The sequence below is a fragment of the Streptomyces sp. NBC_01439 genome, from assembly GCF_036227605.1.
Taxonomy (GTDB): domain Bacteria; phylum Actinomycetota; class Actinomycetes; order Streptomycetales; family Streptomycetaceae; genus Streptomyces.
Window position 1 is genome coordinate 5,522,173 of sequence record NZ_CP109487.1, and the last position, 23,018, is coordinate 5,545,190.

Genomic DNA, 23,018 nt, shown 5'->3' on the forward strand with positions numbered 1-23,018 from the left:
TCGGAGCCATGAAGAAGGCCCTCCTCGCCGCGACCGCCGTCGCGACGCCCGTGAGCTGAAGGAGCTGAAGAAGGACCTCCTGGTCGGCTGATCCGGACCGGCCGACCGGCCACGAGCGGGATACCGACCGGCCGGCCGGGATCCCCTTCCGTTCAGTCCAGTACGGGGAGCAGTTCGGGCAGGTGCCCGTCCGAGGCGCGGGCCGCTTCCTGCCGCTCCTGCGGCACCTCCCCGTACAGCGTCGTACGGGCCTTCGCGGGCCGCCCGGCCGCCTCCGCGACCGCGATCAGGTCCTGCACCGACTTGTACGAGCCGTAACTCGACCCGGCCATGCGCGAGATGGTCTCCTCCATCAGCGTGCCGCCCAGGTCGTTCGCCCCGGACCGGAGCATCTCGGCCGCGCCGTCCGCCCCCAGCTTCACCCAGCTCGTCTGGATGTTGTGGATGTGCGGGTGCAGCAGGATCCGGGCCATCGCCGTCACCGCCCGGTTGTCACGGACCGTCGGACCCGGCCGCGCGATGCCCGCCAGGTACACGGGCGCGTTGGTGTGGATGAAGGGGAGCGTCACGAACTCCGTGAAGCCACCGGTCTGCTGTTGGATCCGCGACAGCGTGCGGAAGTGGCCGAGCCAGTGCCGCGGCTGGTCCACGTGCCCGTACATCATCGTGGACGAGGAGCGGATGCCGAGCTCGTGCGCGGTGGTGATGACGTCGATCCAGTCGGCCGTCGGCAGCTTGCCCTTGGTCAGGACCCAGCGGACCTCGTCGTCCAGGATCTCCGCCGCCGTACCCGGGATCGAATCCAGGCCCGCCTCCTTGGCCGCCGTCAGCCAGTCCCGTACGGACATCCCCGTGCGGGTCGCCCCGTTGACCACCTCCATCGGCGAGAAGGCGTGCACGTGCATGCCGGGCACCCGCTGCTTCACCGCGCGCGCGATGTCGAAGTATGCCGTCCCGGGCAGGTCCGGGTGGATGCCGCCCTGCATGCACACCTCGACCGCGCCCACGTCCCAGGCCTGGGCGGCCCGGTCGGCGACCTGGTCGAGGGAGAGGGTGTAGGCGTCGGCGTCCGTGCGGCGCTGCGCGAAGGCGCAGAAGCGGCAGCCGGTGTAGCAGACGTTGGTGAAGTTGATGTTCCGCGTGACGATGTAGGTGACCTCGTCGCCCACCACCGACCTGCGCAGGTCGTCGGCGATGCGGCACAGCGCGTCCAGGGCCGGGCCGTCCGCGTGGAGCAGCGCCAGCGCCTGCGCGTCCGTCAGCTTCGTCGGATCGTCGGCGGCCTGGGCGAGGGCGCCCCGTACGTCGGTGTCGATGCGCTCCGCCACCATGCCGGGCGCGGCCGCCTCCCGCAGCGCCTCCCAGTCCCCGTACACGTCGTCGAAGTCGTCGCGGCGGTCGCCGGTGCGGCCCTCGGTGTCGATGGTGGCGTGCAGGTCGGTGCGCCCGTACGCGGTGAAGCCCTCGTCGGGTTCCTGCCAGGGCCGGCCCTCGACCGTGGCGGCCTCGTCGGCCAGCCCGGTCTGTGGATCGGCCAGCGCCCGCACGTGCGGCAGCAGGCGCGGGTCCAACCAGGGTTCGCCGCGCTGGAGGAACTCCGGATAGATGGTGAGGCGTTCGCGCAGCTCGAAGCCGGCGGCGGCGGTGCGTGCGGCCAGCTCCTCGATGTGCGGCCAGGGGCGCTCGGGATTGACGTGGTCGGGGGTCAGCGGGGAGACCCCGCCCCAGTCGTCGATGCCCGCCCCGATGAGCAGCGCGTACTCGGCGTCCACCAGGTTCGGCGGGGCCTGGATCCGCGCGCTCGGGCCCAGGATGTGCCGGGCGACGGCGATGGCGGCGGCCAGCTCCTCCAGCTCCGCGTCCGGCATGCCGCGCATGGCGGTGTCCGGCTTGGCGCGGAAGTTCTGGACGATGACCTCCTGGATGCCGTGGTAGGCGCGCTGGATCCGCCGGAGCTCGAAGAACGCCTCGGCCCGCTCCTCGTAGGACTCGCCGATGCCGATGAGCACGCCGGTGGTGAAGGGGACGTTGGAGCGGCCGGCGTCCTCCAGCACCCGCAGTCGTACGGCCGGGTCCTTGTCGGGGGAGCCGTGGTGGGGGCCGCCCGGCTCGGACCACAGGCGGGTGGCGGTGGTCTCCAGCATCATGCCCATGCTGGGCGCGACCGGCTTGAGCCGCTGGAGGTCGGACCAGGACATGACGCCGGGGTTGAGGTGCGGCAGCAGGCCGGTCTCCTCCAGGACCCGGATCGCCATGGCGCGGACGTAGGCGAGGGTGTCGTCGTAGCCGTGCGCGTCGAGCCACTCGCGGGCCTCGGGCCAGCGGTCCTCGGGGCGGTCGCCGAGGGTGAAGAGCGCTTCCTTGCAGCCCATTGCCGCGCCCTGGCGGGCGATGTCGAGGACCTCGTCGGGGGAGAGGTACATCCCGTGGCCGCTCTTGCGGAGCTTGCCGGGGACGGTGACGAAGGTGCAGTAGTGGCACCTGTCGCGGCAGAGGCGGGTGAGGGGGATGAAGACCTTGCGGGAGTAGGTGATGACACCGGGCCGCCCGGCGGCGGTGAGCCCGGCGTCCCTCACCCGTGCGGCGGAGGCGGCGAGGTCGCCCAGGTCCTCGCCGCGCGCCTGGAGGAGTACGGCCGCCTCGGTCGCGTCGAGCGCGACGCCGTCGCGGGCCCGCCGGAGCGCGCGGCGCATCGCGTTTTCGGTCGGAGCGTCACTCGGAGTGGTCATGGGCCGAGCATACGATCCGACGTTGCGGCGGTGGGGCGGCCGGGGAGTGGCTCATCTCATCAGCTCACCCGCGTTGACCAGCAGCGACTGGCCGGTTATCGCCCGCGCCCGGTCGGAGGCGAAGAACACCGCGGCATCCGCCACGTCCCCGTCGGTGGCGAGATCGGGCAGTGCCATGCGCTGCGTGAGCCGGGCGTGCACCTCGGCTTCGGGGACGCCCTCGGTATGGGCGGTGAAGGTGACGAAGGCCTGCACGGGCGGCCCCCACATCCAGCCGGGCAGCACGGTGTTGACGCGGATCCGGTGTGGGCCGAGCTCGCGGGCCATGGAGTACATGGCGGAGGTCAGCGCCCCCTTGGAAGCGGCGTACGCGGCCTGCTGCACCTCGTTGGGCGCGGCGACGGCGGACTGCGTCCCGATGACCACGACGGCCCCGCCGCGCTCCTTGAGGCCGGGCAGGGCGGCCCGGGTCATCCGCAGGGTCCCCAGCAGGTTCACGTCGATGATCTGCTGCCAGGTCCCGAAGTCGGCGTCCTGCAGCCCTCCGAAGTACGAGTCCCAGGCGGCGACGTGCACGACGCCGTCGATCCGGCCGAAGCGCGTGAGCGCGAGCGCGGCGAGCGCCTCGCACTGCGCCTCGTCGGTGATGTCGGTCGCCAGGTGCGCGGTGTGCGTGCCGTCGGGGTCGATCTCCGCGGCGGATTTGGCGAGATTCGCCTCGGTCCGCGCCCCGAGCACGGCGTTCCCGCCGTCGCGCACGACGGCGGCCGCCACCTGATGCCCGAGCCCGGCCCCGACCCCGGAGACGATGACGGTCTTCCCTTGCAGCAGCATGACGGACCTCCGGGGCACACGACTATATCTGACGGCGCGTCAGGCTACGGTGTGGGTGCGACGGTGTGAAGGGTCGCGGACCTGAAGAGCGGCGGAGGCGGCGGCCGCCGTTGCCGCCGGCGGCTCGTGCGGCTTCGTCATCCACGGGTCACCACAGGGGCAGCCCCGCGCGCCGGAGCTTCAGCAAGGATTCGGACCCGAAGGCTTCCAGGTCGGCCGCATAGGGCCGTACGCCCGGGTGGTCGCCGCAGAAGGTGACGTTCGCCGTGAGGTGGTCGTCGTTCAGGCCGCCGTAGGACAGGGAGACGTACGCGGAGACCTCCACGGCGGAGCGCAGCGCGTCCGTACGCAGAAGACAGCTGCGCGCGTACGCCACGCAACGCCGCAGCAGCCTCGACTCCCGCTCCTCCCCGGCGGCCGGGAGGTCGTGGTCCGTCATGCCGCGACCGTTGACGGTGTACTCCTCGTGCACCACGTCCGAGAACGGTCCCGGCGGAGCCGACTTCAGCGCCGACAAGACGTGCGCGCCGCCGGAGGTGACCTCCCAGCCGCCTTCGGCGATCCGAAGGAATCCGGGAGGAACCTCGTCCGGGGTGATGCCCCCGGTGTCGACCCGGCCCAGCAGGCGGGCCATCGAGCGGTTCATTTCCATGCGCCGTCCTCCCCCGGGTCACCTTGCCGGTCAGCCGCGCCCGGCGAGCAGCGTCCGGCGAGCAGCGTCCGCACGTGCGCGTTGCCGCTGCGGTACAGATGATCGGCCAGCGCCTGCCCGGCCGGCCCGTCGGCCCGGTGCACCGCGGCGACGGCATGGGCCATGACGCGACCCGACGGAGCGGCCCGCAGGATCTGCAGGACGAGCTCCACGGCCAGATCCTCGTCGACGACGACAACGGAGTTGGCGAGATCGACGAGCTGGGTCGCCACGTCGAACCGGCACGGGATCCCGGCCGTGAGGGACCCGAGGCTTCGGCGGACGACGTCACGGATGTCCGGAAGACAGGCCCGCACCACGTCCTCGTCCAGGTGGTCCCCGAGCTTCTCCTCGAAGTACTCGCGGTCGGCCATCCGTATCAGCGACCGGAAGGTCTCCACCCGGAGCGCCGAAGACCCCTTCTCCTCGGCCAGCTCCCTACTGTCCGCCGCGGCTGCGGAGAGGTGCCCGTAGCTGCAGTCCACGGAGAACTTGCGGTCGATGACCAGGTCGTACCAGGGCGCCTTCCGCGGCTCAAGGCACGCCTCCCGCACCATCCGGTACCCCACGGGCTCACCCCAGGCCACCAGCGCCAGGCAGGCCAGAAACCTCTCGCGGTCCGCCGCCGACGCATCCCCGAGCAGGGAGACGAGCCCGGGCACGCGCTCCCGGTGCTCGGCGTGGTCGTAGCCGTCGTAGATGACGTCGTCGACGTCGTCGGTCCGCCGCCCCGCGAAATCGATTCCGAGCAACCCGTCGAACCGCGTCATGCCCCCTGCCCTCCTGCCCTCTGCTGATGCCCCGGGTTCGCTCAGAGCGGTCGTGCCGCGCTGCGGAATTTGTTCAGGGCGGCTGTGACATCGCCTCGGACGCCATCGTCAGCGGGCAGCGCTTCCAGCGTCGCATCGGTCAGTTCCTCGGCGGCGCGGAGCACGGCGGCTGCCAGCGCGGCGCGGCTGACCACTGCCAATTTTCCCGATGTGGACGTCACGCTGATCCCGGCCTTCGTCGCCCTGAAGGCCAATCGGAAGGAGCTGCCCACGCCGACGAAGGACGCGGTGGTGCTTCGCCCCTGCAACAAGACGCGCAGGGTGTCGAGGAGCAGGACGACGGAGATGTGGATCATCATCCCCTGATCGGGGCTCCTGCCGGCCGAGCTCGTTCCTCCCAGCTCCCCCTGCCAGACCATGTCTCCGAAATCGAAACCGCTGGGATCCCCCTGGCCGGGTCGGAGGGTGAACCTCACGATCACGACTCGCGGCTCCCCTTCCGGGCGGGATCGCGCAGCACGCGGGCGATGTCGATGTCCGTCGTGAGAGCGCTCAGCCGGGGAGGGACCCGTGAGTCGTCCAGGACGACGGCATGGAGGCGGTCCCCGACCTGTGGAGGCGGTACGTCCGGCGACCACCAGGACGGATGCTTGGCCTGGTCGACGAACCCGGTGATGCCATCGGCGTCGACCTGCGACCCATAAGGGGCAACAGCGGTGACGACGACGTCGACTTCCTGGTGATCCACCAGCGTCACGGGGACCTCCACCACGGAGGGCCCACCCGTACTGCCAGCTGCTGATCGCGGTCGACGAGGTCCGCGACGACCTTCACCCTCCCCGCGACCCGGGCTCCCATGGGGTACCGGCTCTTGAGGTGCCCCCAGGATCCATCGCTCACGCGGTCACCTCCCCACCCGTGCACTCGAATCGAACACAGCCTTTCACGCCGGCGCCCCGGTGGACGGTACGGGGTCCCTCGGGCCCGGGCTCGCTCCCGGCCGCGGGCCCGGCACGATCCGCCTCGGGCCGTGCCCCGGGCGCGGCGTGCCCGAGTCAGATCGTGACGCGGGCACAGGTGTGAAGGGGCCGGCACGCCCCGCCCCACCCCTGAGCCGGGGAGATCGACGGCTCAGTCCGGAAGGTCGTCACAGAACGGAACCATGCCTGTCCCCCAGTCGAAGCGGAATTTCCGGTGTGGCCGGGTCGAAGCTTACGGAGATTCCGCAGGGGGGTGTGTTCAGGTTTTGGTGGACCCATCCGTCGATTGCCAGGGCTGCTACTTCCGCCTGGTAGTCGGCGCCGGGGTAGGCGAAGGAGTTGATGACAACGATTCGGTGCCCGTCGGCGATGGGTGAAAGCTCTGTGGTGTGGAGTGAAAGTCCGTACGCAAGCCATGCGGCGTCCTTCCAGTAGACGTGGCCCACTGGAAGGCGCAGGTGCAGGCGTTGGTCCAGCTGGATGGCTCCCGATGGCGCGGATTCGGATTCTTCCGTGTGCGCCAGAAGATCGGCGGCCAGGCCGATTCCATCCTTCATGAACCTGTATTTGTACTGCACGCCAATCCCCGAGACTTCAGCATGTGGAATATGTTCCGGTCGAAGAAATTTTAGCTGCCGTATTTTTGTGGCATTCCGGCATCCTCGTCTCTTCCTCCTTGAACGGCGGATGCCTGCCTTTTCCCTGCGCATGGTCCGCAGTGGCGTCCCCGTCGCGTCGACGGTCGATGCTCCGCGGGGGATGATCGGAGATGACCACACCCTCGTGGTGGAGGTCCGCGGCACGAGGCGAGGACGTGAGGGCATGGCACTCCCGCATACTTCCGGCGCGCCCCGGCGCGCTCGGCTGTGGGCCCTGCTGGCGGTGGCCTGTGCGGTGCTCGCCGCGCTGACGCTGCTGGCCGAGGGCATCGTCGGGGGACTGCTCGTCCTCGTCGTCGGGGTGGCCGGGGCGGCTCTCACGGCCATGGGGACCTGGTGGGTGGTGTCTCATCGCGGGGCGGTGCGGTTCGTGGGGACCCTGTTGGTGGTGGGCGCGCCCGTGGCCATCCTGCTCATCTACGCGCACGCGGACCTGTGGCCCATCGCGCTGTTGGCCATCGCCCTGTGGGCGGCCGCCGTGGCCTGTGCGCGGACCGGGCTGCGCGCCGCGCGCCGGCCCGACGGCATGCGGGCCGTCGCGCGCGCCGCCCCCCGCAACCCGGTGCTGATCATGAACCCGAAGTCCGGCGGCGGGAAGGTCGGCCGCTTCGGCCTGGTCGAGAAGGGAGAGGCGCTCGGCGCCCGCGTGGTGGTGCTCGACCCGGCGGTCGTGACGGACGTCGCCGCCCTCGCCCGGCAGGCGGTGGCCGACGGGGCGGACCTGCTCGGGGTGGCGGGCGGCGACGGCACCCAGGCCCGGGTGGCCGAGGTGGCGGCCGAACACGACCTGCCGTTCCTCGTGATTTCCGCGGGCACCCGGAACCACTTCGCCATGGACCTCGGGCTGGACCGCGAGGACCCGGCCCGGTGCTTGGACGCGCTCGCCGACGGGGAGGAGCTCAGGGTCGACCTGGGGGTCGTGGGCGGCCAGGCCTTCGTCAACACGGCCTCGTTCGGCGTCTACGCGGAGATCGTGCAGCGGCCGGAGTACCGGGACGCCAAGGCGGATTCGGCACTGGCCGCAATGCCCGACCTGCTCATGGGATACGCCGGCACCACGCTCGACGCGGTGACCGACGAGAAACGGCTGGAGTCGCAGCAGGCGCTGCTCGTCAGCAACAACCCGTACACGTCCTCCGAGCCGATGGGCGCCCGCAGGTCCCGCCTCGACCGCGGGGAGCTGGGCGTCCTCGGCATCCGGGTGAACAGCGCGGCCCAGGCGGCCGAGGTCGCGCTGCGCGGTGCGCGGGCGGCGGGCCTGCACGTGCTCACCTCCCGCCAGGTCGTCGTCCGCTCGGCCGCGGAACGCATCGCCGTCGCCGTGGACGGCGAGGCGTTGACCATGCCCACACCCGTGACCTGCTCCATCCGTCCGGGCGCCCTGCGCGTCCTGGTGCCCAGGGTCCGCCCGGGGGCCCCGCCGACCGCGCCGCCCATGCAGTGGAGCGCGGTCCTCGCCCTGGCCTTCAACCGGCCGGTGGCGGGCCAGGGCGACTGAAGCCCGCGATGCCCGGCCCGCGATGCCCGGCCCGCGATGCCCGGCCCGCGATGCCCGGCCCGGGATGCCCGACCTCCGGTGCGGCCGCACAATGAGCCGTACCCGTGTTCGCAGCGGATTGGAGACGTCCGTGAAGGACCTCAAGTTTGAGCAGAAGAGCTCCCTTTCCCGCCTCGAGGTCGCCGACCAGCTCTCCGCACTCGCGGAGGCGCTGCGCCACGGCGGCAATGCCGAACTGGAACTCGGCCCCGGGAAGATGAGCCTGCGCGTCCCCGACGAGCTCCGCACCGAGATCGAGGTCGAGATCGGCGACGGGGAGATCGAGATGGAGATCGAACTCAAGTGGCCCACCGCGCAGGCCGGGGCCGCGTGACAGCGCACCCGGAAGGCGGCCCCCCGGAAGGCGGCGGTCCCCCGGAGGGCGGCGGCCCCCCGGAAGGCGGCGGTCCCCCGGAGGGCGGCGGTCCCCCGGAGGGCGGCCCGCCGGAGGGCGGCCCCCCGGAGTGGGAGGTGGGCCGCGAGGACTACACCGGCGCCGTCTACGGCTCCCTGCTCGCCGCCTCCGTGGTGGTCGGCGCCGGGACCCTCGGCAAGTACCCGAGGCTGGAACTCGTCGCGCTGCTCCTCGGTACCGGGGTGGTGTTCTGGGCCGCGCACGTCTTCTCCCGACTCTTCGGGGCCCGCATGGTGAACCGGCTGAGCTGGGACGTGGTCCGCAGTACGTCCAAGGAGGAGCGTCCGATCATCAAGGCGGCCGTCCCCCCGGCCGTCGCCGCGGGCATCGCGCCGCTGTTCGGCCTGGGCGCCACGGGCATCGCCTGGCTGGCGCTCGCGGTCGCCCTGATCGGACAGGTCGGCTGGGCCACCGTGGCCGCCAGCCGCGCCGGAGCCTCACGCCGGCTGATGGCCCTGGCCGGTGTGATCAACCTGTTCCTCGGGCTGCTCATCGTGCTGCTCAAGGTCGCCCTCGCCCACTGAAACCGCGGCCCCGGTCCCCAGTAGCGGCCCCCGGCCGCTCCCCGGCTACTTCCCCCCGTACTCCGCCAGCGCCGCGCGCAGCCGGTCGACGCCCTCGGCGATCTCGGCCGGCGCGTGCGTCGTGAAGTTCAGGCGCAGGGTGCGGGGGTCCGGCGCGGTGGCGTAGAAGGGGGCGCCCGGGACGAAGGCGACGCCGTGGGCGACGGCCGTCCCGAGGAGGTCCGTCGCGTCGTGGCCCTCCGGCAGGCGGGCCCAGAGGAACATGCCGCCCGCGGGCAGGTTCCACTCGCAGTCGGCCGGCAGGCTCCGGCTCAGGGCGCTCTGCAGGGCGTCGCGGCGCGCACGGTAGGCCGTCCGGACCGTGGATATGTGCGCGTCGAGGTCCACCGCCGCGAGGTAGTGCACCGCGGCCAGCTGGTCCACCGTGGAGGTGTGGAGGTCCGCCGCCTGCTTCGCGACGACCGCGGCCCGCCGCAGCGCCACCGGGGCCCGGAGCCAGCCCAGCCGCAGCCCGGGGGCCATGACCTTCGAGAAGCTGCCGAGCAGGGCCGTACGGTCTTCCGCCCCCGGGTGCGCGGCGAGCCACGGGACGGCGCAGCCCTCGTAGCGGAGTTCCCCGTACGGGTCGTCCTCCACCAGCCACAGTCCGAGCCGGGCCGCGGTCTCCGCGACCGCCGCCCGGCGGGCGGCCGGGAGGGTGCGTCCCGTCGGGTTCTGGAAGGTGGGGACGGTGTACAGCAGCTTCGGCCGTTCGCGCGCCACGATCTCCGCCAGCGCGTCCGGGAGGATGCCTTCCGCGTCGCAGGGCACGGCCACCACCCGCGCCCCCGCCAGGCCGAAGCACTGGAGGGCCGCGAGGTAGGTGGGGTTCTCGACCAGCACTACGTCGCCGGGTTCGATCAGGGTGGCGGTGATGAGGGTCAGGGCCTGCTGGGAGCCCGAGGTGATGAGTACGTCGTCCGGGCCGGTCGGCAGCCCCCGCGCGGTCGCCCGGGCGGCGACGGCCTCGCGGAGCTCCGGGGCGCCCTCGGTGGTCGAGTACTGGAGCGCGCGCCGCGCGGACACCGCGAAGGCGGCGTCGTACGCGGCCCGCAGGCCCTCGGTGTCGAAGAGCTCGGGCGCGGGCAGGCCACCAGCGAGGGAGATGATCCCGGGGCGTTCGGTGAGCGCGAGGATCTCGCGTACGGGGGACCCCTCCGCGGAGGCGGCGCGGGCGGCGAACGCGGGCGGCGCCGCGGCGGCGGCCACGGCAGCGGGTGCGCTCGCGGGCCCGGTCGTAGGCCCGGTCGTAGGCACGGAGGCAGGCACGGTCGCAGGCACGGTCGCAGGCACGGGCAGCTCCTTCAGGAGGCGGGTGCGCGCATCGTAGCGAGGGAAAGTTGTAGACGGCATCTATGTATCAGGTGATGGACGGGCCGCCGGAGGCGTCCGCCCCCTCCCCATCTGATGCTGTATCAGATAGACCGGTTCCATGACGACAGGAGAGCAGGACCCGCAGCAGGACACCCGCGTCGAGGACTACGCCGAGCTCGCGGCCGTCGGCCCCTACGGCGTCCGCCCCGGGCATGCGCTGATCACCATGGTGGAGCCGCACCCGGGCCACGAGTACGCGTACAACCGCTGGTACGAGGACGACCACTACTACGCCGGTGCCATGGCCATGCCCTGGATGTACGCGGGCCGCCGCTGGGTGGCCACCCGCGAGCTACAGGAGCTGCGCTACCCGGAGAAGTCGGCCGTCGCCCAGCCCGTCACGGCCGGCTGCTACATATCGACGTACTGGGTCACCCGGGGGCGTTACGACGAGCACATGAAGTGGACGGTGGGCATCAACAAGCGCCTGAACCGCGACGGTCGGGTCTACCAGGACCGCACCCACGTCTTCACGTCCTTCCAGGACCACGCGGTCACCGTCTACCGCGACGGCGCCGCCGGCCCGCGGGACTTCCATGCCCTGGACCACCCGTACGAGGGTCTCGTCGTCCAGGTCGTCGACGCAGACGGGCCCGAGCAGCGGGCCGAGTTGCTGGAGTGGCTGCGCTCGCGCGCCCTGCCGAAGCGGCTGCACGGAGGTCCGGCCGCGATGGTGACGGTCTTCCGGCCCACGCCGCTGCCGGGCGACCGGATGACGTACGTCAAACAGGTGGAGGGGGTCGACACCCGCCTCACGCTGCTGTGGTTCCTCCAGGAGGACCCCCGGACCTGCTGGGACCGCTTCCGAGGGCTGGACGCGGAGGTCGCGGAGGCGGGGCTGGGGCGGGTGGAGTTGGTGGCGCCGTTCATTCCGACGGTGCCGGGGACCGACCGTTACGTCGATCAGCTGCGCTGAGCGGGTCGCCGGCCCCCCGGGCACGGCCGAGCCCCCTCGGCCAAGACGGCGGGTCGGTCGAGAGGGCTCCAGTCAGTGGTGCAGGTCGTGCAGGTGATGCAGGTGATGTAAGTGGCGCAGGTGTTGCGGGTGGTGCAGCAGACGGGCCCGCTGGTGCTGGACGCGGGGGTCGAACGGCAGTGAAAGCGCGGGCGGTTGGGACGCGCCGTGATGTTCAGGCGAGGCGTCCCAGCCGGCCCTCGGTGACGTCGGCGACGAACGAGGTCCAGGAGTCGGGGGCGAAGGTGAGGGACGGTCCGTCCTGCGCCTTCGAGTCGCGGACGGCGATGGCCTCCATGACAGGGGACTTGACCTCGACGCAGGCGCCGTTGGCGGAGTAGGAGGACTTGATCCAGTTGGTCGTGGCGCCCTGGCGAATAGCCATGTTTCTCTCCGGTGAGCGAGTAGTTCCGGTGGTTCCGGTGTCCTGTCGGCCAATCTTCCGGCTGACCTGATCGACGCTACCGGCAGCTCCTGACGGGTGAAGCGAGCATTCACCCGACCGGGTGGCATATTCCATTCAAGCCTTCTGTGGCTGGGGAGTGACGGTGTACGGTGCCGACCCACCTGCCAAGCGCACGGTGGATATCGTCCGCATCCAGCCCCTACGCGCCCTTGTCGGCATATTCGTTGATGATTCCCGAGATGAAGTCGCGGGTCTGGTCGACATTGAGCGCCTGCGCGCGCAGGTGTTCGTACATCACGCTGTACTTCTGGACGTCGTTGGCCTTCTCCAGGTACAGGTCGCTCGTCACGCCCTCGATGTAGACAACGGTCGAGTCGGACGCGTCCGGGAACTCCAGGATCGCGTACTGGCCGTTCACGCCGGGGTGCGCGCCCAGCTCGAAGGGCATCACCTGCACCGTGACGTGGGGCTGCTCCGACTGCTCTATCAAGTATTCGAGCTGTCGGATCATCAGCTGGGCGTCGCCCACGCGCCGGCGCAGCGCGGCCTCGTCGATCACCGCCCACAGGCGCAGCGGACCGAGGTCCGGGTTGTTGTTGTCCGTATCGGAGAGCCGCTTCTGGCGGTGCATCCGGACCTGGACGCGCTTGTCGACGTCGGCCGGGGCCGTCTCCGGCCACGCGCCGCGGACGAGGGACTGGGCGTACTCCGTCGTCTGGAGCAGCCCCGGGATCACCAAGGGCTCGTACGTGCGAAGGCTGGCCGCGTCCGTCTCCAGGCCGATGTAGACGCTGTACGGGATGTCGCCGAAGGCGTGCCACCAGCCCTGCTGGCGGGAATCCTTGGCCATCTGCATGAGCGAGTCGATGAGGCGGCGGTCCTCGACCTCGTAGACGTCGCACAGGTCGCGGACGTCGCGCTGACTGATGGAGCGGCGGCCGTTCTCCAGTCGGCTGATCTTCGACTGGGAGACGAGGAGGCGCTCGGCGACCTGTTCGGCCGTCATGCCCTTGTCCTCGCGGAGCTTGCGCAACTCCATGCCCAGTCGGCGGCGTCGGACGGTGGGATTGACATTGGACGCCACGTGAACGGCACCTCCGCCTTCTTCTGTCGTTGCAGCTGTCTCTCTGCGTATCTGGTGTTTAGCAGACTGCCACCGAAGCGGGCGGCGCCGCTGGGGAACGGTCCGGAAAACACAGACGCGCGGGGTGGCGGGGTCGGCGAACCGGCCCCGCCACCCCGCGCGCTGGCGGCTCCCGAACCGACCGGGTCCTCGCGGACGTCGGTCTGGGCGGTGGCGTTGCGATGGTGGTGCGGTGAAGCGGTGAAGCGGTGGAACGGGTGATCGGGTGGATCGGGGGTGGGTCGGGGTGGATCAGTGCGCGGCCGCGCGGGCCATCGCGCCCGTCCGGCGCGGCTGCAGCGGAACGCTGCTCGCCGTGACCCGGGCCGGCGGTGCGGGTGCGCGGTCACGGCGTGGCTGTGCGGCCACACCGTTCTGGACGTCCATCACGGCGTGCGCCACGAGTCCGCCCATCGGGTCGTGCCGGATCAGGTCCCGCAGTCGGGACCTGGACGACCGACCCTCGTTGCCGGGGTACAGGTGCTTGCCGAGTCCGACCGCGTGGGCCAGTGCGGCGAGCGCCGCGGTCCGCGGGTCCGGCGGTACGCCGGTGCGGATCGCACTGTCGAGCCGGGCTCGGATCTCCCGGCTGATCTCCGTGTCCGTCGCCTGGTAGCGAGTCGTCGGAAGCACTCCGCACATCTGTCCCGCCACGGCATGGACCATGCCGCAGCGCTCCAGATGGGCGAGGTAAATCTGGCGGAGCCCCAGTCGGGGTCCACCGATCCAGTGGACGGCCCGTACCGGACTGCCGCGCCTGCGCAGCAGTTCCAGTGCGGAGTCCAGAGTCGGATCTCCTGTCGGCCGTGGCATCACCACGGCGATACGATCCCCATCAGGGGCTATCCGTCCTGCCAGAGCCAGCTCCACTAGCTGTGCCCCGGCCAGGCCGAGGTCGAGCGACTGCGGCTGCGCCGTGGTACCCGTGGCCGGGTCCAAGGCGAGCAGCAGAAGCTCCTCCGGAATTGTTCTGCGGCTCCTGCCCATCCATGCCTCCCCGCGTGGATGAGTGACAGGGTGACGCCTCTCACATTCATCTGTCGAGAGCGCGTGGTCGCTTTGTGGGGGAACCCGCAGCTATGTCGTTCTCGTCTAGCACGGGGGCGATGCTCCCGAGACGGGACACTGTTAGACATTCGGACAGCCGGACGTGGCGGCGATGGAGGAGGAACGGTGGCGGGCGAGTCCCCCGACAAGTCGGTAGATGAAGGAGCGCCGGGGGCGGCGGAGTCGTCCGCGGAGCGTGATCCGAGGTTGTCCGTGCTCCGGCCGCGCGATCCCGAGAACGGCGGGTCCACTCGTTCCGGCGAGACCGGTGCCGATGTCGATGTCGATGTCGATGATGCCGAATCCGGATCGGACGCCGACGGGCCCGATGCACCGCAGGCCGGTGCCGGTGCCGATGTGGATGCCGACGCCGGTGCGGATTCCGAGGCACGAGCCGACGGGCCCGATGCGCCGCGGGCCGGTGCCGGTGTCGGTGCTGAGTCCGGTGGCGGGCGTGACCCGCTGCGGGACGCGGTGGCGGCGTGGGTCGCCTCCGCCGACGATGGCGATGACGATGGCGATGCTGCCGAGGCTTCCGCTTCGGCGGACGGAGAGGCGGACTCGGACGAGCCCGACGCCGTCGATTCCGGCACGCCTGAAGCCCGTACCGAGACGTCGGACTCAGATTCCGGTTCCGGTCCTTCCGTCGCCCCCGCGCCGGCCGAGAAGCCCAAGGGCGAGGAGCCCGCGGATAACGAGCGCACTGCCGTCTTCCGCGCCTTCCAGCCCGTCAAGCCGAAGCCCGCGGCTGAGCAGGCGAAGGCCGACGGGCCCGCGGACAGTGAGCGCACTGCCGTGTTCCGCGCCTTCAAGACCGATTCCGTTTCGACTCCTGCCGCCGAGCCGTCGAAGCCCGCGGCTGAGCGGCCGAAGGGCGAGGAGCCGGCGGACAGCGAGCGCACCGCGGTGTTCCGCGCCGTGAAGCCCGCCTCCGCTTCTGCTCCGGCCCCGGCTGCTGGGCCGAAGCCCGCGGCTGAGCGGCCGAAGGGCGAGGAGCCGGCGGACAGCGAGCGCACCGCCGTCTTCCGCGTTCCGAAGGTGGACGCGGCCGAGGCGGCGGCTGCCCCGAAGTCGGACCCCGCCAAGCCCGCTGCCGCGAGGCCGGCCCTGGCCAAGCCGACCGCGGCCGAGCCCGCCGCCAAGCCCGCGGAGGCCGAGCCTGCCGCGGCCAAGCCTCCGGCCGCCAAGCCCGCCGCCGTGGCCAATCCCCCGGCCGCCAACGCTGCCGGGGCCAAGCCCGCCGGGGCCAAGCCCGCCGGGGCCGAGGCCGCGGTCGAGCCGCCCAAGGGCAGCACCTTCGTGCCGCTGCGTCCGGAGGGCATCGCGCCCGCGGCCGAACCGCGGCCGAAGGTTCCGGTGCCGCCCGCCGTCGCGCGGCTCGACCACTCCGAGCGGACCACGCAGCAGCCGCTGCCGCCCAAGCCGCCGCTCGACATGCTCGCGGACCTCACGAACAACCCGCCCCCGCCGCCGAGCCCGATGCGCACCGCCATCCGGCGGGTCAAGATCTACGCGCCGCTCGTGGCGCTCCTGGTGGTCATCCTGGCCGTCGTGCAGCTGGTCCGCCCGCTGCCCGAGCCGAAGCTCGTCATGACCGGCAAGTCCTCGTACACCTTCGAGGGCGGCAAGCCCCAGCTGCCGTGGCCCACCGAGGGGCAGGCGTACATGGCGGCCGCCGGTCTCGGCACGCTCGGCCAGTCCGGCGAACAGAAGCCCGTACCGATCGCGAGCGTCACTAAGTCGATGACGGCGTACATCATCCTGCGCGACCACCCCATCAAGAAGGGTGAGCAGGGCGAGATGATCGAGATCGACAAGACGGCCGAGACCGAGGGCAAGAAGAACAACTCGACCGACAACGAGTCCACCCTCGACACGGTCAAGGAGGGCGACAAGATCTCGGAGTACGACGCGATCGCCGCCCTGATGATCCCGTCGGCCAACAACATCGCCCGGCTGCTCGCGCGCTGGGACTCCGGGTCGCAGGAGGCGTTCGTCAAGAAGATGAACGACACCGCGAAGGAACTCGGCATGACCAACACGACGTACACGGACCCCTCGGGTCTGGACGCGACCACGGTCAGCACCGCCGAGGACCAGGTGAAGCTGGGCCTGAAGCTCGTCGAGATCGAGACGCTGCTCGACATCACCAAGAAGCCCAACTGGGTCGACCCGTACAACAAGAGCTGGCGGAACTGGAACGGCCTCACCGGACCGGCCGGCGCGCTCGGCATCAAGACCGGTACGACGACCAAGGCCGGCGGAAACCTCCTCTTCGCCGCCCAGAAGAAGGTCGGCAACACCAACCAGCTGATCGTCGGAGCCGTCCTCGGCCAGCACAAGCCGTCGATCATCGACACCGTGCTCGCCGCGAGCAAGGAGCTGATGGTCGCCACCCAGAAGGCACTCGACGGCGCGACCGTCGTGAAGAAGGGCCAGGTCGTCGGGTACGTCGACGACGGGCTCGGCGGCCGGACGCCGGTCGTGGCCACCGCCGACGTGCAGGCGGTCGGCTGGGCCTCGCTGACCGTGGACCTCAAGCTCGCGAACGGCGGGGGCAAGCTGCCGCAGACCGCGGCGGCCGGTACCGAGGTCGGCGTGCTGACCGTCGGCGAGGGCGCGAGCCAGGTGAAGGTGCCGGTGGCGCTGAAGAGCGACCTCGCGGCGCCGAGCATCGGCAGCAAGCTGACGCGCGTCGGCTGACATCCGGTGAGAGCGTAGATCCGGCGCCCCGGGCAACCCCGGGGCGCCGGGCCGCGTCTAGGCCCCCGGGAAGTTCGTGTACTCATGGGTTGGGGAGTGCGGCAGTGACCACCACTGAGCAGCAGGGTTGGCACCAGGAGGCCATCCCGTCGGCCGACGGCGCTGCTTCCGGGGTGTCCGCGTCCGCCACGACTGCCACGTCCGCCACGACTGCCGGGTCCGCCACGACCGTCGCCTGCGCGCCACCTTCCGCGCCCGGAGGCACCCGGCCGCCCCGCGGCCCGCTCGCCGCCGCTCTCGACGGCGCCCGGCGCCACCCGGTGGTCGTCGCCACCGTCCTCGCCGGGCTGCTGCACGTCGTTTGGTTCTTCAGCTTCGCCAACAGCGGCGGCGACCTGGCCGCGCAGGACGCCTGGGCCGAGTTCGTGGGTCGCCATCCCGACTCGGCGTACAACCTCGCCTGGTACGGCGGCATGCACCCCGTTTCGTACAGCGTGGTCTCGCCGTACCTCATGCACATGCTCGGTGTCCGGACCACGATGATGATCGCCGGTACCGTCTCGGCCGGGTTGCTCGCGCTGATCCTGACCCGCTGCCGCGGGGCCGTGCGCGAGCCCCTGTGGCCCGCCCTGGCCGGGGTCTACGGCCTGCTCTGCAACGCCCTCTCGGGCCGCGTCACCTTCGGCCTCGGCGTGATGTTCGCGCTCGGCGCCGTCGCCGCCGTCTTCTGCTGGCCCCGAAAGTGGGCGGAGCGGCGCTGGGCCAAGGCCGCGGTGACGGCCCCGCTGGCCGGGCTCGCGACCGCCGCCAGCCCCGTCGCCGGTCTCTTCCTCGGGGTGATCGCGGCCGCGCTGTTCCTGAGCGGGCGGCGCCCGGGCGCGTACGCGCTGGGACTGGCCCCGGTGGCCGTGGTGGGGCTGTCGGCGTGGCTGTTCCCGTTCTCCGGGACGCAGCCGATGAAGATCGGCTCGGCCGGGCTACCGTTCGTGTTCGGGCTGCTGATCCTCTTCCTCGTACCGAGGCGGTGGAAGACCGTCCGGATCGCCTCGGCCGTCTACGCCCTCGGCGTCTTCCTCACCTGGGCGATCGACTCCCAGGTCGGCTCGAACGTCACCCGCCTGGTGATGCTGTTCGGCGGGGCCGCGCTGCTCGCGGCCCTCCCCTACGAGTTCCCGCGCTCGCGGCGCTGGTACGCGGTGCTGCTGGCCTTCGTCGGGCTGAACGCCTGGATCACCACCAACAGCGTCACCGACATCGTCCGCACCACCCCGCTGGCCGCCTGGAGCCGGGAGCTGGCCCCCCTCGTCGACCAGCTGCAGAAGGCGCACGCCGACCGCGGCCGGGTCGAGGTGGTGCCGGCCAGCAGCCACCGCGAGTCCTCCGCCTTCCCCTTGTACGTGAACCTCGCGCGTGGCTGGAACCGGCAGGCGGACCTGGAGCGCAACCCGCTCTTCTACGACGACACCCTCACCGCGGACAGCTACCGGGCCTGGCTCGAGCGCTGGGCCGTGCACTACGTGGTGCTGCCCGCCGACAAACCCGACTCGGGCGGGGTGGACGAGGCGAAGCTGGTGCGCGGGGGGCTCCCCTACCTCCAGCAGGTGTGGGGCGACGCGAACTGGCTGCTCTTCAAGGTCCAGGAGCCCACCGACCTGGTCGCCGGGCCGGCGACCGTGGTGCGGGCGAGCGCCGACCAGTTGGTCGTCGACGTGAAGCAGCCCGGCCGGGTGCTGGTGCGGATCCCGCACTCGCCGTGGCTGGGGCTGGTGGACGCGACGGGCAAGCCCGTACCGCCGCCGCAGGAGACCTCCGCCTCGAAGGCGCGGGGCGGGAGCGGGGAGGGCGGCGCGCTGCGCAAGCAGTACGCGAACACGGCCGGATGCCTCTTCAAGGCCGCTCCGGACGACACCGGGGACGTGTGGACGGAGCTGCTGGCACCGGCGCCGGGGGAGTACCGGGTGGCGGCGAAGTACCAGCTGCCGCGGGGGACGCCCTGCCCGGAGGACCTGGTGCACCAGACGCTGGGCCAGCCGACGCGTCCGGCTCCGCCGCGTCCCTGATCCAGGCTCTTGATCGGAATTCTTTGCACATCGGTCCGGGTGCGTTGGTCCGTATATGTGCATACGATCCCAGTAGTCCGATTGGGTGCTTCCCGAAGGAGTTGACGACGGGATGAACAAAGAGCAGAAGCGGGATGTCCGGGCGGCCATCGCGAAGGCGCAGGAGCAGGCGCAACCGCCGCGCGCTCCGGGACACGGCTTCAGCGGTCCGGTACGGAGCAAGGTCAAGGGCGGACTGCACACGAAGGCCGCGCTCAAGCGGGCCGGCACTCCGCAGGGCGACCGTATCGGCGAACGCAGCAGTGGTCTGAGCTGACCGTGATGGCACGGCCCTTCCGGCCCGGGTCGGAAGGGCTTCGTGCGCCCCCGGTCCGGCGCGGTGGTCCGGGGTAGTGGTCCGCCCGGCGACCCGCGGCGACCCGCGGCGACCCGCGGCGACCCGCGGCGACCCGCGGCGACCCGCGGCGACCCGCGGCGACCCGCGGCGACCCGCGGCGACCCGCGGCGACCCGCGGCGACCCGCGGCGACCCGCGGCGACCCGCCTCGACCCGTCGCGCCCCGCCTCGATCCGCCTCGATCGGCTGCGATCCGTCGTGATCCGGCCGGAGCCGGTGCGATCCGGCCGGATACCGCCGCTCACCCTCCGGGGCTCGCGCATTACCGTGACGTGACCATGAACGACACGCAGCGCGACGAGCGGTTGCGGCCGCGCCCGCGACTGCCCGCCTGGACCTCGACCCTGACCTGGAAGGCCACGGTCTTCATCACCCTCATGTGCTGCGGACTCGCGGCGCTGCTGGGCTGCCTCGTGCACGGCGCCATGACCCGCCAGACCGTGGGCACGGCCCGCGAGAAGGCGCTGACCCGGCTGGAACGGACCATCGAGGCCTACGAGACCGGCGGGCGCATGCCGCGCGGCGAGGGCATCGACCCGGCCGGCCTACCCCCGGAGCTGCGCGCCCTGGCGGCCGGCGGCAAGCGCGGCACGGCCGTCGGCAGGCACCGGGGCCGGCCCGTGATGTGGGCGGCCGGGCCCGCCGCCCACGGCAGCGCGATAGCCGTCTCCGTGGACTTCCGCGCGAGCGAGCGGACCATCGTCGAACTGGACCGGGCCATCCTCGGCTCCTCCGGGCTCGCCATCGGGGGCACCCTCCTCATCGGCGCGTTCGTCGTCACCAGGATCACCCGACGGCTGCACCTGACCGCGCAGGTGGCCCGCCGGATCAGCGCCGGTGACCTCGACGCGCGCGTCGACGACAGCACGCGCAGCAAGGACGAGGTGGCGGCGGTCTCCCGGGCCCTGGACACCATGGCCTCCTCGCTCCAGGGCAAGCTCGAAGCGGAACAGCGGTTCACGGCGGACGTCGCCCATGAGCTCCGCACCCCGCTGACCGGCCTGAACGCAGCCGCCGAGCTCCTGCCGCCGGGCCGTCCGGCCGAGCTCGTACGGGACCGGGTGCGGGCGATGCGCTCGCTGACCGAGGATCTCCTGGAGATCTCCCGGCTGGAGACGCGCAGCGAACGCCTGGAGCTGGATTCGCACGACCTGGCCGATCTGGCGGCGCGCGCCATCCGCGCCTCGGGCACCGAGACGGCTCTGGAGGTGCGCGGCTCGCGCGGCTCGCTGCGGGTGGACACGGACCGGCGGCGCCTGGAGCGGATCCTGGGCAACCTCGTGGCCAACGCGCACCGCCACGGCGCGGCCCCGGTCACGCTCACGGTCGACGGCCGGACCCTGACCGTCACGGACTCAGGCCCCGGCTATCCGGAGTACGTGCTGACCACCGGCCCGCAGCGGTTCCGTACGGAGGGCACGAACAAGGGCCACGGGCTGGGCCTGACCATTGCGGACGGTCAGGCCCGGGTCCTCGGCGCCACCCTCACCTTCCGCAACCGGGAGGCGGGCGGAGCCGAGGCCCGCGTCACGCTTCCAGGGCCCGCAGGACCGGGAGCAACTGCGCTTCCTCGCCGTCGAGATGGGCTTCCAACTCCCGGCTCATCCGTTCCACCCGCTCGCTGAATCCGACGCTGGGCGCGTCCAGGGCGCGTACCAACTCCTCCTGGAGCCCTGCGATGGCGCGGTGTTCGGAGCCCACCCGGAGGAAGAACTCCCGCATGTGCGGATGCTGTTGCTCCAGGTACGGGAAGAGCCCGGCGTCCTCGCTCCGGTGGTGGAACTCCAGCGAATGGCAGAACGCGAGGCAGTGCTGGCGCAGTTGCAGCCCGAGCGAGGCCGCCCCGGCGCCCTGCGGCTCCTCGCGCGCGAGGTCCCGTACGAGGGCCAGCTGCGCCCGCAGCCAGCCGTGCACCTCGAGCAGCTTCCCGGCGATACCGCCCTCCCGGGCCGGGACCTCGTGGGTGCGCTGGAGCACGACGACGGGGATCACCCGCCGGGTGCGCGCCTGGTACTCCCCGTACCCGGGCTCCGCGCGGACGATCCGCGCGAACAGCTCGTCCCGCCGAGCTCCTTGGGCGGGAACGGCGACGGCCTCGTACGTCTGCGTCCCGGTCTCGACCTCCACGAGGGGCCGCGCGAGCAGATTGTGGTACCAGGCGGGATGCCGGTCGGCCCCGGCGGCGGACGCGACGACGAACAGCTCCCCGCCGCCGTCCTCGCGGGTGAACCCGAGCGGAACGGTGTGCGGCTTGCCGGACCTGGCGCCGGTGGTGGTGAGCAGGATCAGCTCGGAACCTTCGAAGGGCCCGCCGACCTGGCCGGCGTTCGCCCTGAACTCTTCGATGACGGCGTGATTGAACGATGACACGGAGTGTTGACTTCCTCACGGTGTGCGTGCGTGCGACGGCAGCGAAACAACCGAGGGAGATCACCCGTAGCCGGTGGCGTACATGCCCATGGGCCCGGTCCTTCAAGAACAGGTGCCTGCCCAACCACCGCCCGGCCCACATCTCAGTAGGCGGCGTCACGCGACACGTGCGCCATGTAACCACAACGCGAAGAGGCCCCGCGATCGATATCGACCGCGGGGCCTCGTCCGTGCCCTCGGCAGGATTCGAACCTGCGACACCGGCTTTAGGAGAGCCGTGCTCTATCCCCTGAGCTACGAAGGCGGGGGCTTGTCGCGAACCTTGTCGGAAACCCCGCTGGGGCCGCCCGACTCGGACGGACAAACGTCCTGGTCAGCTTGCGTGCGTACGCGGATCGGGCAGCATCCTCGCGGACACTTTCCCGGGCACACGCCTGGTAGCCGACTGACCGCTGACAGCCTAGCGGATCAGGCTGGCCGAGGTCGCCTCGATTGCTGTGCGCCTCGGCCACGTCCATCTCGGGGCCTGTGACCTGCGCGTTTCGGTGCCGTCGGGTGCAGGGCGCCCCTGTCGGGGAGGTGGGGGCGTTGGTGTCGAGGTGCTTCTGGATGTCCGTTTCGCGTCCGGGGTGGCTCTGGTCGTCCGTGAGTCCGGGCCGCGAAGGACGGCCGTGCCCTCTGTGGGCACGGCCGTCGCGGTGTCTGCGGGGGTCTGTGGATCTCGGTCTATGCGGCCTTGCTGAGGTGGAGCCGGTGGCTGGTGACGTTCTGGGAGAGGGCGAAGCCGAGGACGAACAGCTTCTGGCGTTCGACGCCGTAGGCGATCATGCGGCGGTTCCAGAGGCTGAGGTCGAACTGGCTGTGGACCGACTCGGAGCGTCGTCGAGGCGGATGCTTTCGGCGATGCGGCCGTCGTTGCACCACAGCTCGTGGCCGCTCCGGCAGGTCTTGATCTCCTCGTAGAAGGCCGGGGTGAGCGCCCCGGGCTGCTTGTTTACGGCGAGGAGGCCGAGGCGCGCGAGGGCATCCCGGTGGACGCCCGGAAGGCCCCGACGTAGACGATGCCCATAAAGTGCGGAAGGGCGCTCTTGAGGGCGGTGAACTCCTGTACCGCGAACGCCGCTTCGTCCTCGTACTCACCACTGGCGACGTGCGAGAAGGAGAGGATCACGCGAGTCCAGAATCCGTCGTCACGGCCTGAGGCGAAGAACCACTTCGTACCGCGACCTTCTTCTTCGCCTTCTCGCCGTTCTCGTTGTACGTGCGGGCTGCGGGGTCTACACGGTGGTTGCGGATCTCTCCGGTGACCGGATCAGCGGGCATCTCCCTGCGAGGTTTGGAGGAGGCCTTGGGGGCGGTGGCATCACCGGCGATCAGCTGTCGGCGTTCGGGGCGGCTCCGGACTT

General features: G+C 71.5%; 21 protein-coding genes and 1 tRNA gene. 8 read left to right on the forward strand and 14 right to left on the reverse strand.

What is annotated here, in order from left to right:
• Positions 1–152 precede the first annotated feature (152 nt).
• The 7 genes from OG207_RS24970 to OG207_RS25000 form a co-directional block, all read right to left on the reverse strand.
• On the reverse strand, positions 153–2,729 hold the full coding sequence (locus OG207_RS24970; protein ID WP_329101004.1) for a bifunctional FO biosynthesis protein CofGH: 2,577 nt from the start codon (positions 2,727–2,729) through the stop codon (positions 153–155).
• A 51-nt stretch (positions 2,730–2,780) separates the two neighbouring features.
• The gene (locus OG207_RS24975) at positions 2,781–3,563 is read right to left on the reverse strand and encodes an SDR family oxidoreductase (RefSeq protein ID WP_329101006.1); all 783 of its coding nucleotides are present in this window, start codon (positions 3,561–3,563) and stop codon (positions 2,781–2,783) included.
• Between the two features lie 148 nt (positions 3,564–3,711).
• On the reverse strand, positions 3,712–4,215 hold the full coding sequence (locus OG207_RS24980; protein WP_329101008.1) for a hypothetical protein: 504 nt from the start codon (positions 4,213–4,215) through the stop codon (positions 3,712–3,714).
• On the reverse strand, positions 4,206–5,024 hold the full coding sequence (locus OG207_RS24985; RefSeq protein ID WP_329101010.1) for a hypothetical protein: 819 nt from the start codon (positions 5,022–5,024) through the stop codon (positions 4,206–4,208). The genes OG207_RS24980 and OG207_RS24985 overlap by 10 nt, the downstream gene beginning before the upstream one ends.
• 41 nt (positions 5,025–5,065) lie before the next feature.
• Positions 5,066–5,383, reverse strand: a complete 318-nt coding sequence (locus tag OG207_RS24990; protein WP_329101012.1) for a hypothetical protein — start codon at positions 5,381–5,383, stop codon at positions 5,066–5,068.
• Between the two features lie 119 nt (positions 5,384–5,502).
• Entirely contained in the window at positions 5,503–5,781 is a 279-nt protein-coding gene (locus OG207_RS24995; protein ID WP_329101014.1) for a hypothetical protein, read from the reverse strand.
• 390 nt (positions 5,782–6,171) lie between these two features.
• Positions 6,172–6,582 carry a hypothetical protein gene (locus OG207_RS25000; RefSeq protein WP_329101016.1) on the reverse strand — a complete coding sequence of 137 codons (411 nt, stop codon included), beginning with the start codon at positions 6,580–6,582 and terminating at the stop codon, positions 6,172–6,174.
• 244 nt (positions 6,583–6,826) lie between these two features.
• Between OG207_RS25000 and OG207_RS25005 the strand changes: the two genes are divergently transcribed.
• From OG207_RS25005 to OG207_RS25015, 3 genes are all read left to right on the forward strand, one after another.
• Complete coding sequence (locus OG207_RS25005; RefSeq protein WP_329101018.1) at positions 6,827–8,161, forward strand: diacylglycerol/lipid kinase family protein; 1,335 nt, start codon at positions 6,827–6,829, stop codon at positions 8,159–8,161.
• A gap of 130 nt (positions 8,162–8,291) precedes the next feature.
• Complete coding sequence (locus OG207_RS25010) at positions 8,292–8,534, forward strand: amphi-Trp domain-containing protein (RefSeq protein ID WP_266595443.1); 243 nt, start codon at positions 8,292–8,294, stop codon at positions 8,532–8,534.
• Between the two features lie 137 nt (positions 8,535–8,671).
• Entirely contained in the window at positions 8,672–9,139 is a 468-nt protein-coding gene (locus OG207_RS25015; protein WP_329101020.1) for a hypothetical protein, read from the forward strand.
• Between the two features lie 45 nt (positions 9,140–9,184).
• On the opposite strand, the gene OG207_RS25020 is transcribed toward OG207_RS25015, so the two are convergent.
• Complete coding sequence (locus OG207_RS25020; RefSeq protein WP_402695946.1) at positions 9,185–10,435, reverse strand: aminotransferase-like domain-containing protein; 1,251 nt, start codon at positions 10,433–10,435, stop codon at positions 9,185–9,187.
• A 175-nt stretch (positions 10,436–10,610) separates the two neighbouring features.
• Here OG207_RS25020 and OG207_RS25025 point away from each other — a divergent pair, with 175 nt between their 5' ends.
• Positions 10,611–11,468: a hypothetical protein gene (locus OG207_RS25025; protein WP_329101022.1), complete on the forward strand. Its 858-nt coding sequence runs from the start codon at positions 10,611–10,613 to the stop codon at positions 11,466–11,468.
• A 214-nt stretch (positions 11,469–11,682) separates the two neighbouring features.
• On the opposite strand, the gene OG207_RS25030 is transcribed toward OG207_RS25025, so the two are convergent.
• The 3 genes from OG207_RS25030 to OG207_RS25040 all read right to left on the reverse strand — a co-directional run bounded on the left by OG207_RS25030 (position 11,683) and on the right by OG207_RS25040 (position 14,023).
• On the reverse strand, positions 11,683–11,892 hold the full coding sequence (locus OG207_RS25030; protein WP_266595453.1) for a DUF397 domain-containing protein: 210 nt from the start codon (positions 11,890–11,892) through the stop codon (positions 11,683–11,685).
• 220 nt (positions 11,893–12,112) lie between these two features.
• On the reverse strand, positions 12,113–12,997 hold the full coding sequence (locus OG207_RS25035) for a helix-turn-helix domain-containing protein (protein ID WP_329101024.1): 885 nt from the start codon (positions 12,995–12,997) through the stop codon (positions 12,113–12,115).
• Between the two features lie 291 nt (positions 12,998–13,288).
• A complete protein-coding gene (locus tag OG207_RS25040) occupies positions 13,289–14,023 on the reverse strand; it encodes a GOLPH3/VPS74 family protein (RefSeq protein ID WP_329101026.1) in 735 nt (244 codons plus the stop codon).
• A gap of 417 nt (positions 14,024–14,440) precedes the next feature.
• On the opposite strand from OG207_RS25040, the gene OG207_RS25045 reads away from it, so the two are divergent.
• The 4 genes from OG207_RS25045 to OG207_RS25060 all read left to right on the forward strand — a co-directional run bounded on the left by OG207_RS25045 (position 14,441) and on the right by OG207_RS25060 (position 20,867).
• The gene (locus OG207_RS25045; protein WP_329101028.1) at positions 14,441–16,786 is read left to right on the forward strand and encodes a hypothetical protein; all 2,346 of its coding nucleotides are present in this window, start codon (positions 14,441–14,443) and stop codon (positions 16,784–16,786) included.
• 104 nt (positions 16,787–16,890) lie between these two features.
• A complete protein-coding gene (locus OG207_RS25050) occupies positions 16,891–18,846 on the forward strand; it encodes an MFS transporter (protein ID WP_402695924.1) in 1,956 nt (651 codons plus the stop codon).
• 112 nt (positions 18,847–18,958) lie between these two features.
• The gene (locus OG207_RS25055; RefSeq protein ID WP_202506911.1) at positions 18,959–19,162 is read left to right on the forward strand and encodes a hypothetical protein; all 204 of its coding nucleotides are present in this window, start codon (positions 18,959–18,961) and stop codon (positions 19,160–19,162) included.
• Between the two features lie 358 nt (positions 19,163–19,520).
• A complete protein-coding gene (locus tag OG207_RS25060; RefSeq protein WP_329101030.1) occupies positions 19,521–20,867 on the forward strand; it encodes an ATP-binding protein in 1,347 nt (448 codons plus the stop codon).
• On the opposite strand, the gene OG207_RS25065 is transcribed toward OG207_RS25060, so the two are convergent.
• The 3 genes from OG207_RS25065 to OG207_RS25075 form a co-directional block, all read right to left on the reverse strand.
• Positions 20,770–21,612 carry a nitroreductase/quinone reductase family protein gene (locus OG207_RS25065; protein ID WP_329101032.1) on the reverse strand — a complete coding sequence of 281 codons (843 nt, stop codon included), beginning with the start codon at positions 21,610–21,612 and terminating at the stop codon, positions 20,770–20,772. The two genes, OG207_RS25060 and OG207_RS25065, sit on opposite strands and share 98 nt — an antisense overlap.
• Positions 21,613–21,843: 231 nt before the next feature.
• A tRNA-Arg gene (locus tag OG207_RS25070) sits at positions 21,844–21,916 on the reverse strand.
• Between the two features lie 690 nt (positions 21,917–22,606).
• The gene (locus tag OG207_RS25075) at positions 22,607–22,783 is read right to left on the reverse strand and encodes a hypothetical protein (protein WP_329101035.1); all 177 of its coding nucleotides are present in this window, start codon (positions 22,781–22,783) and stop codon (positions 22,607–22,609) included.
• Positions 22,784–23,018: the final 235 nt, after the last annotated feature.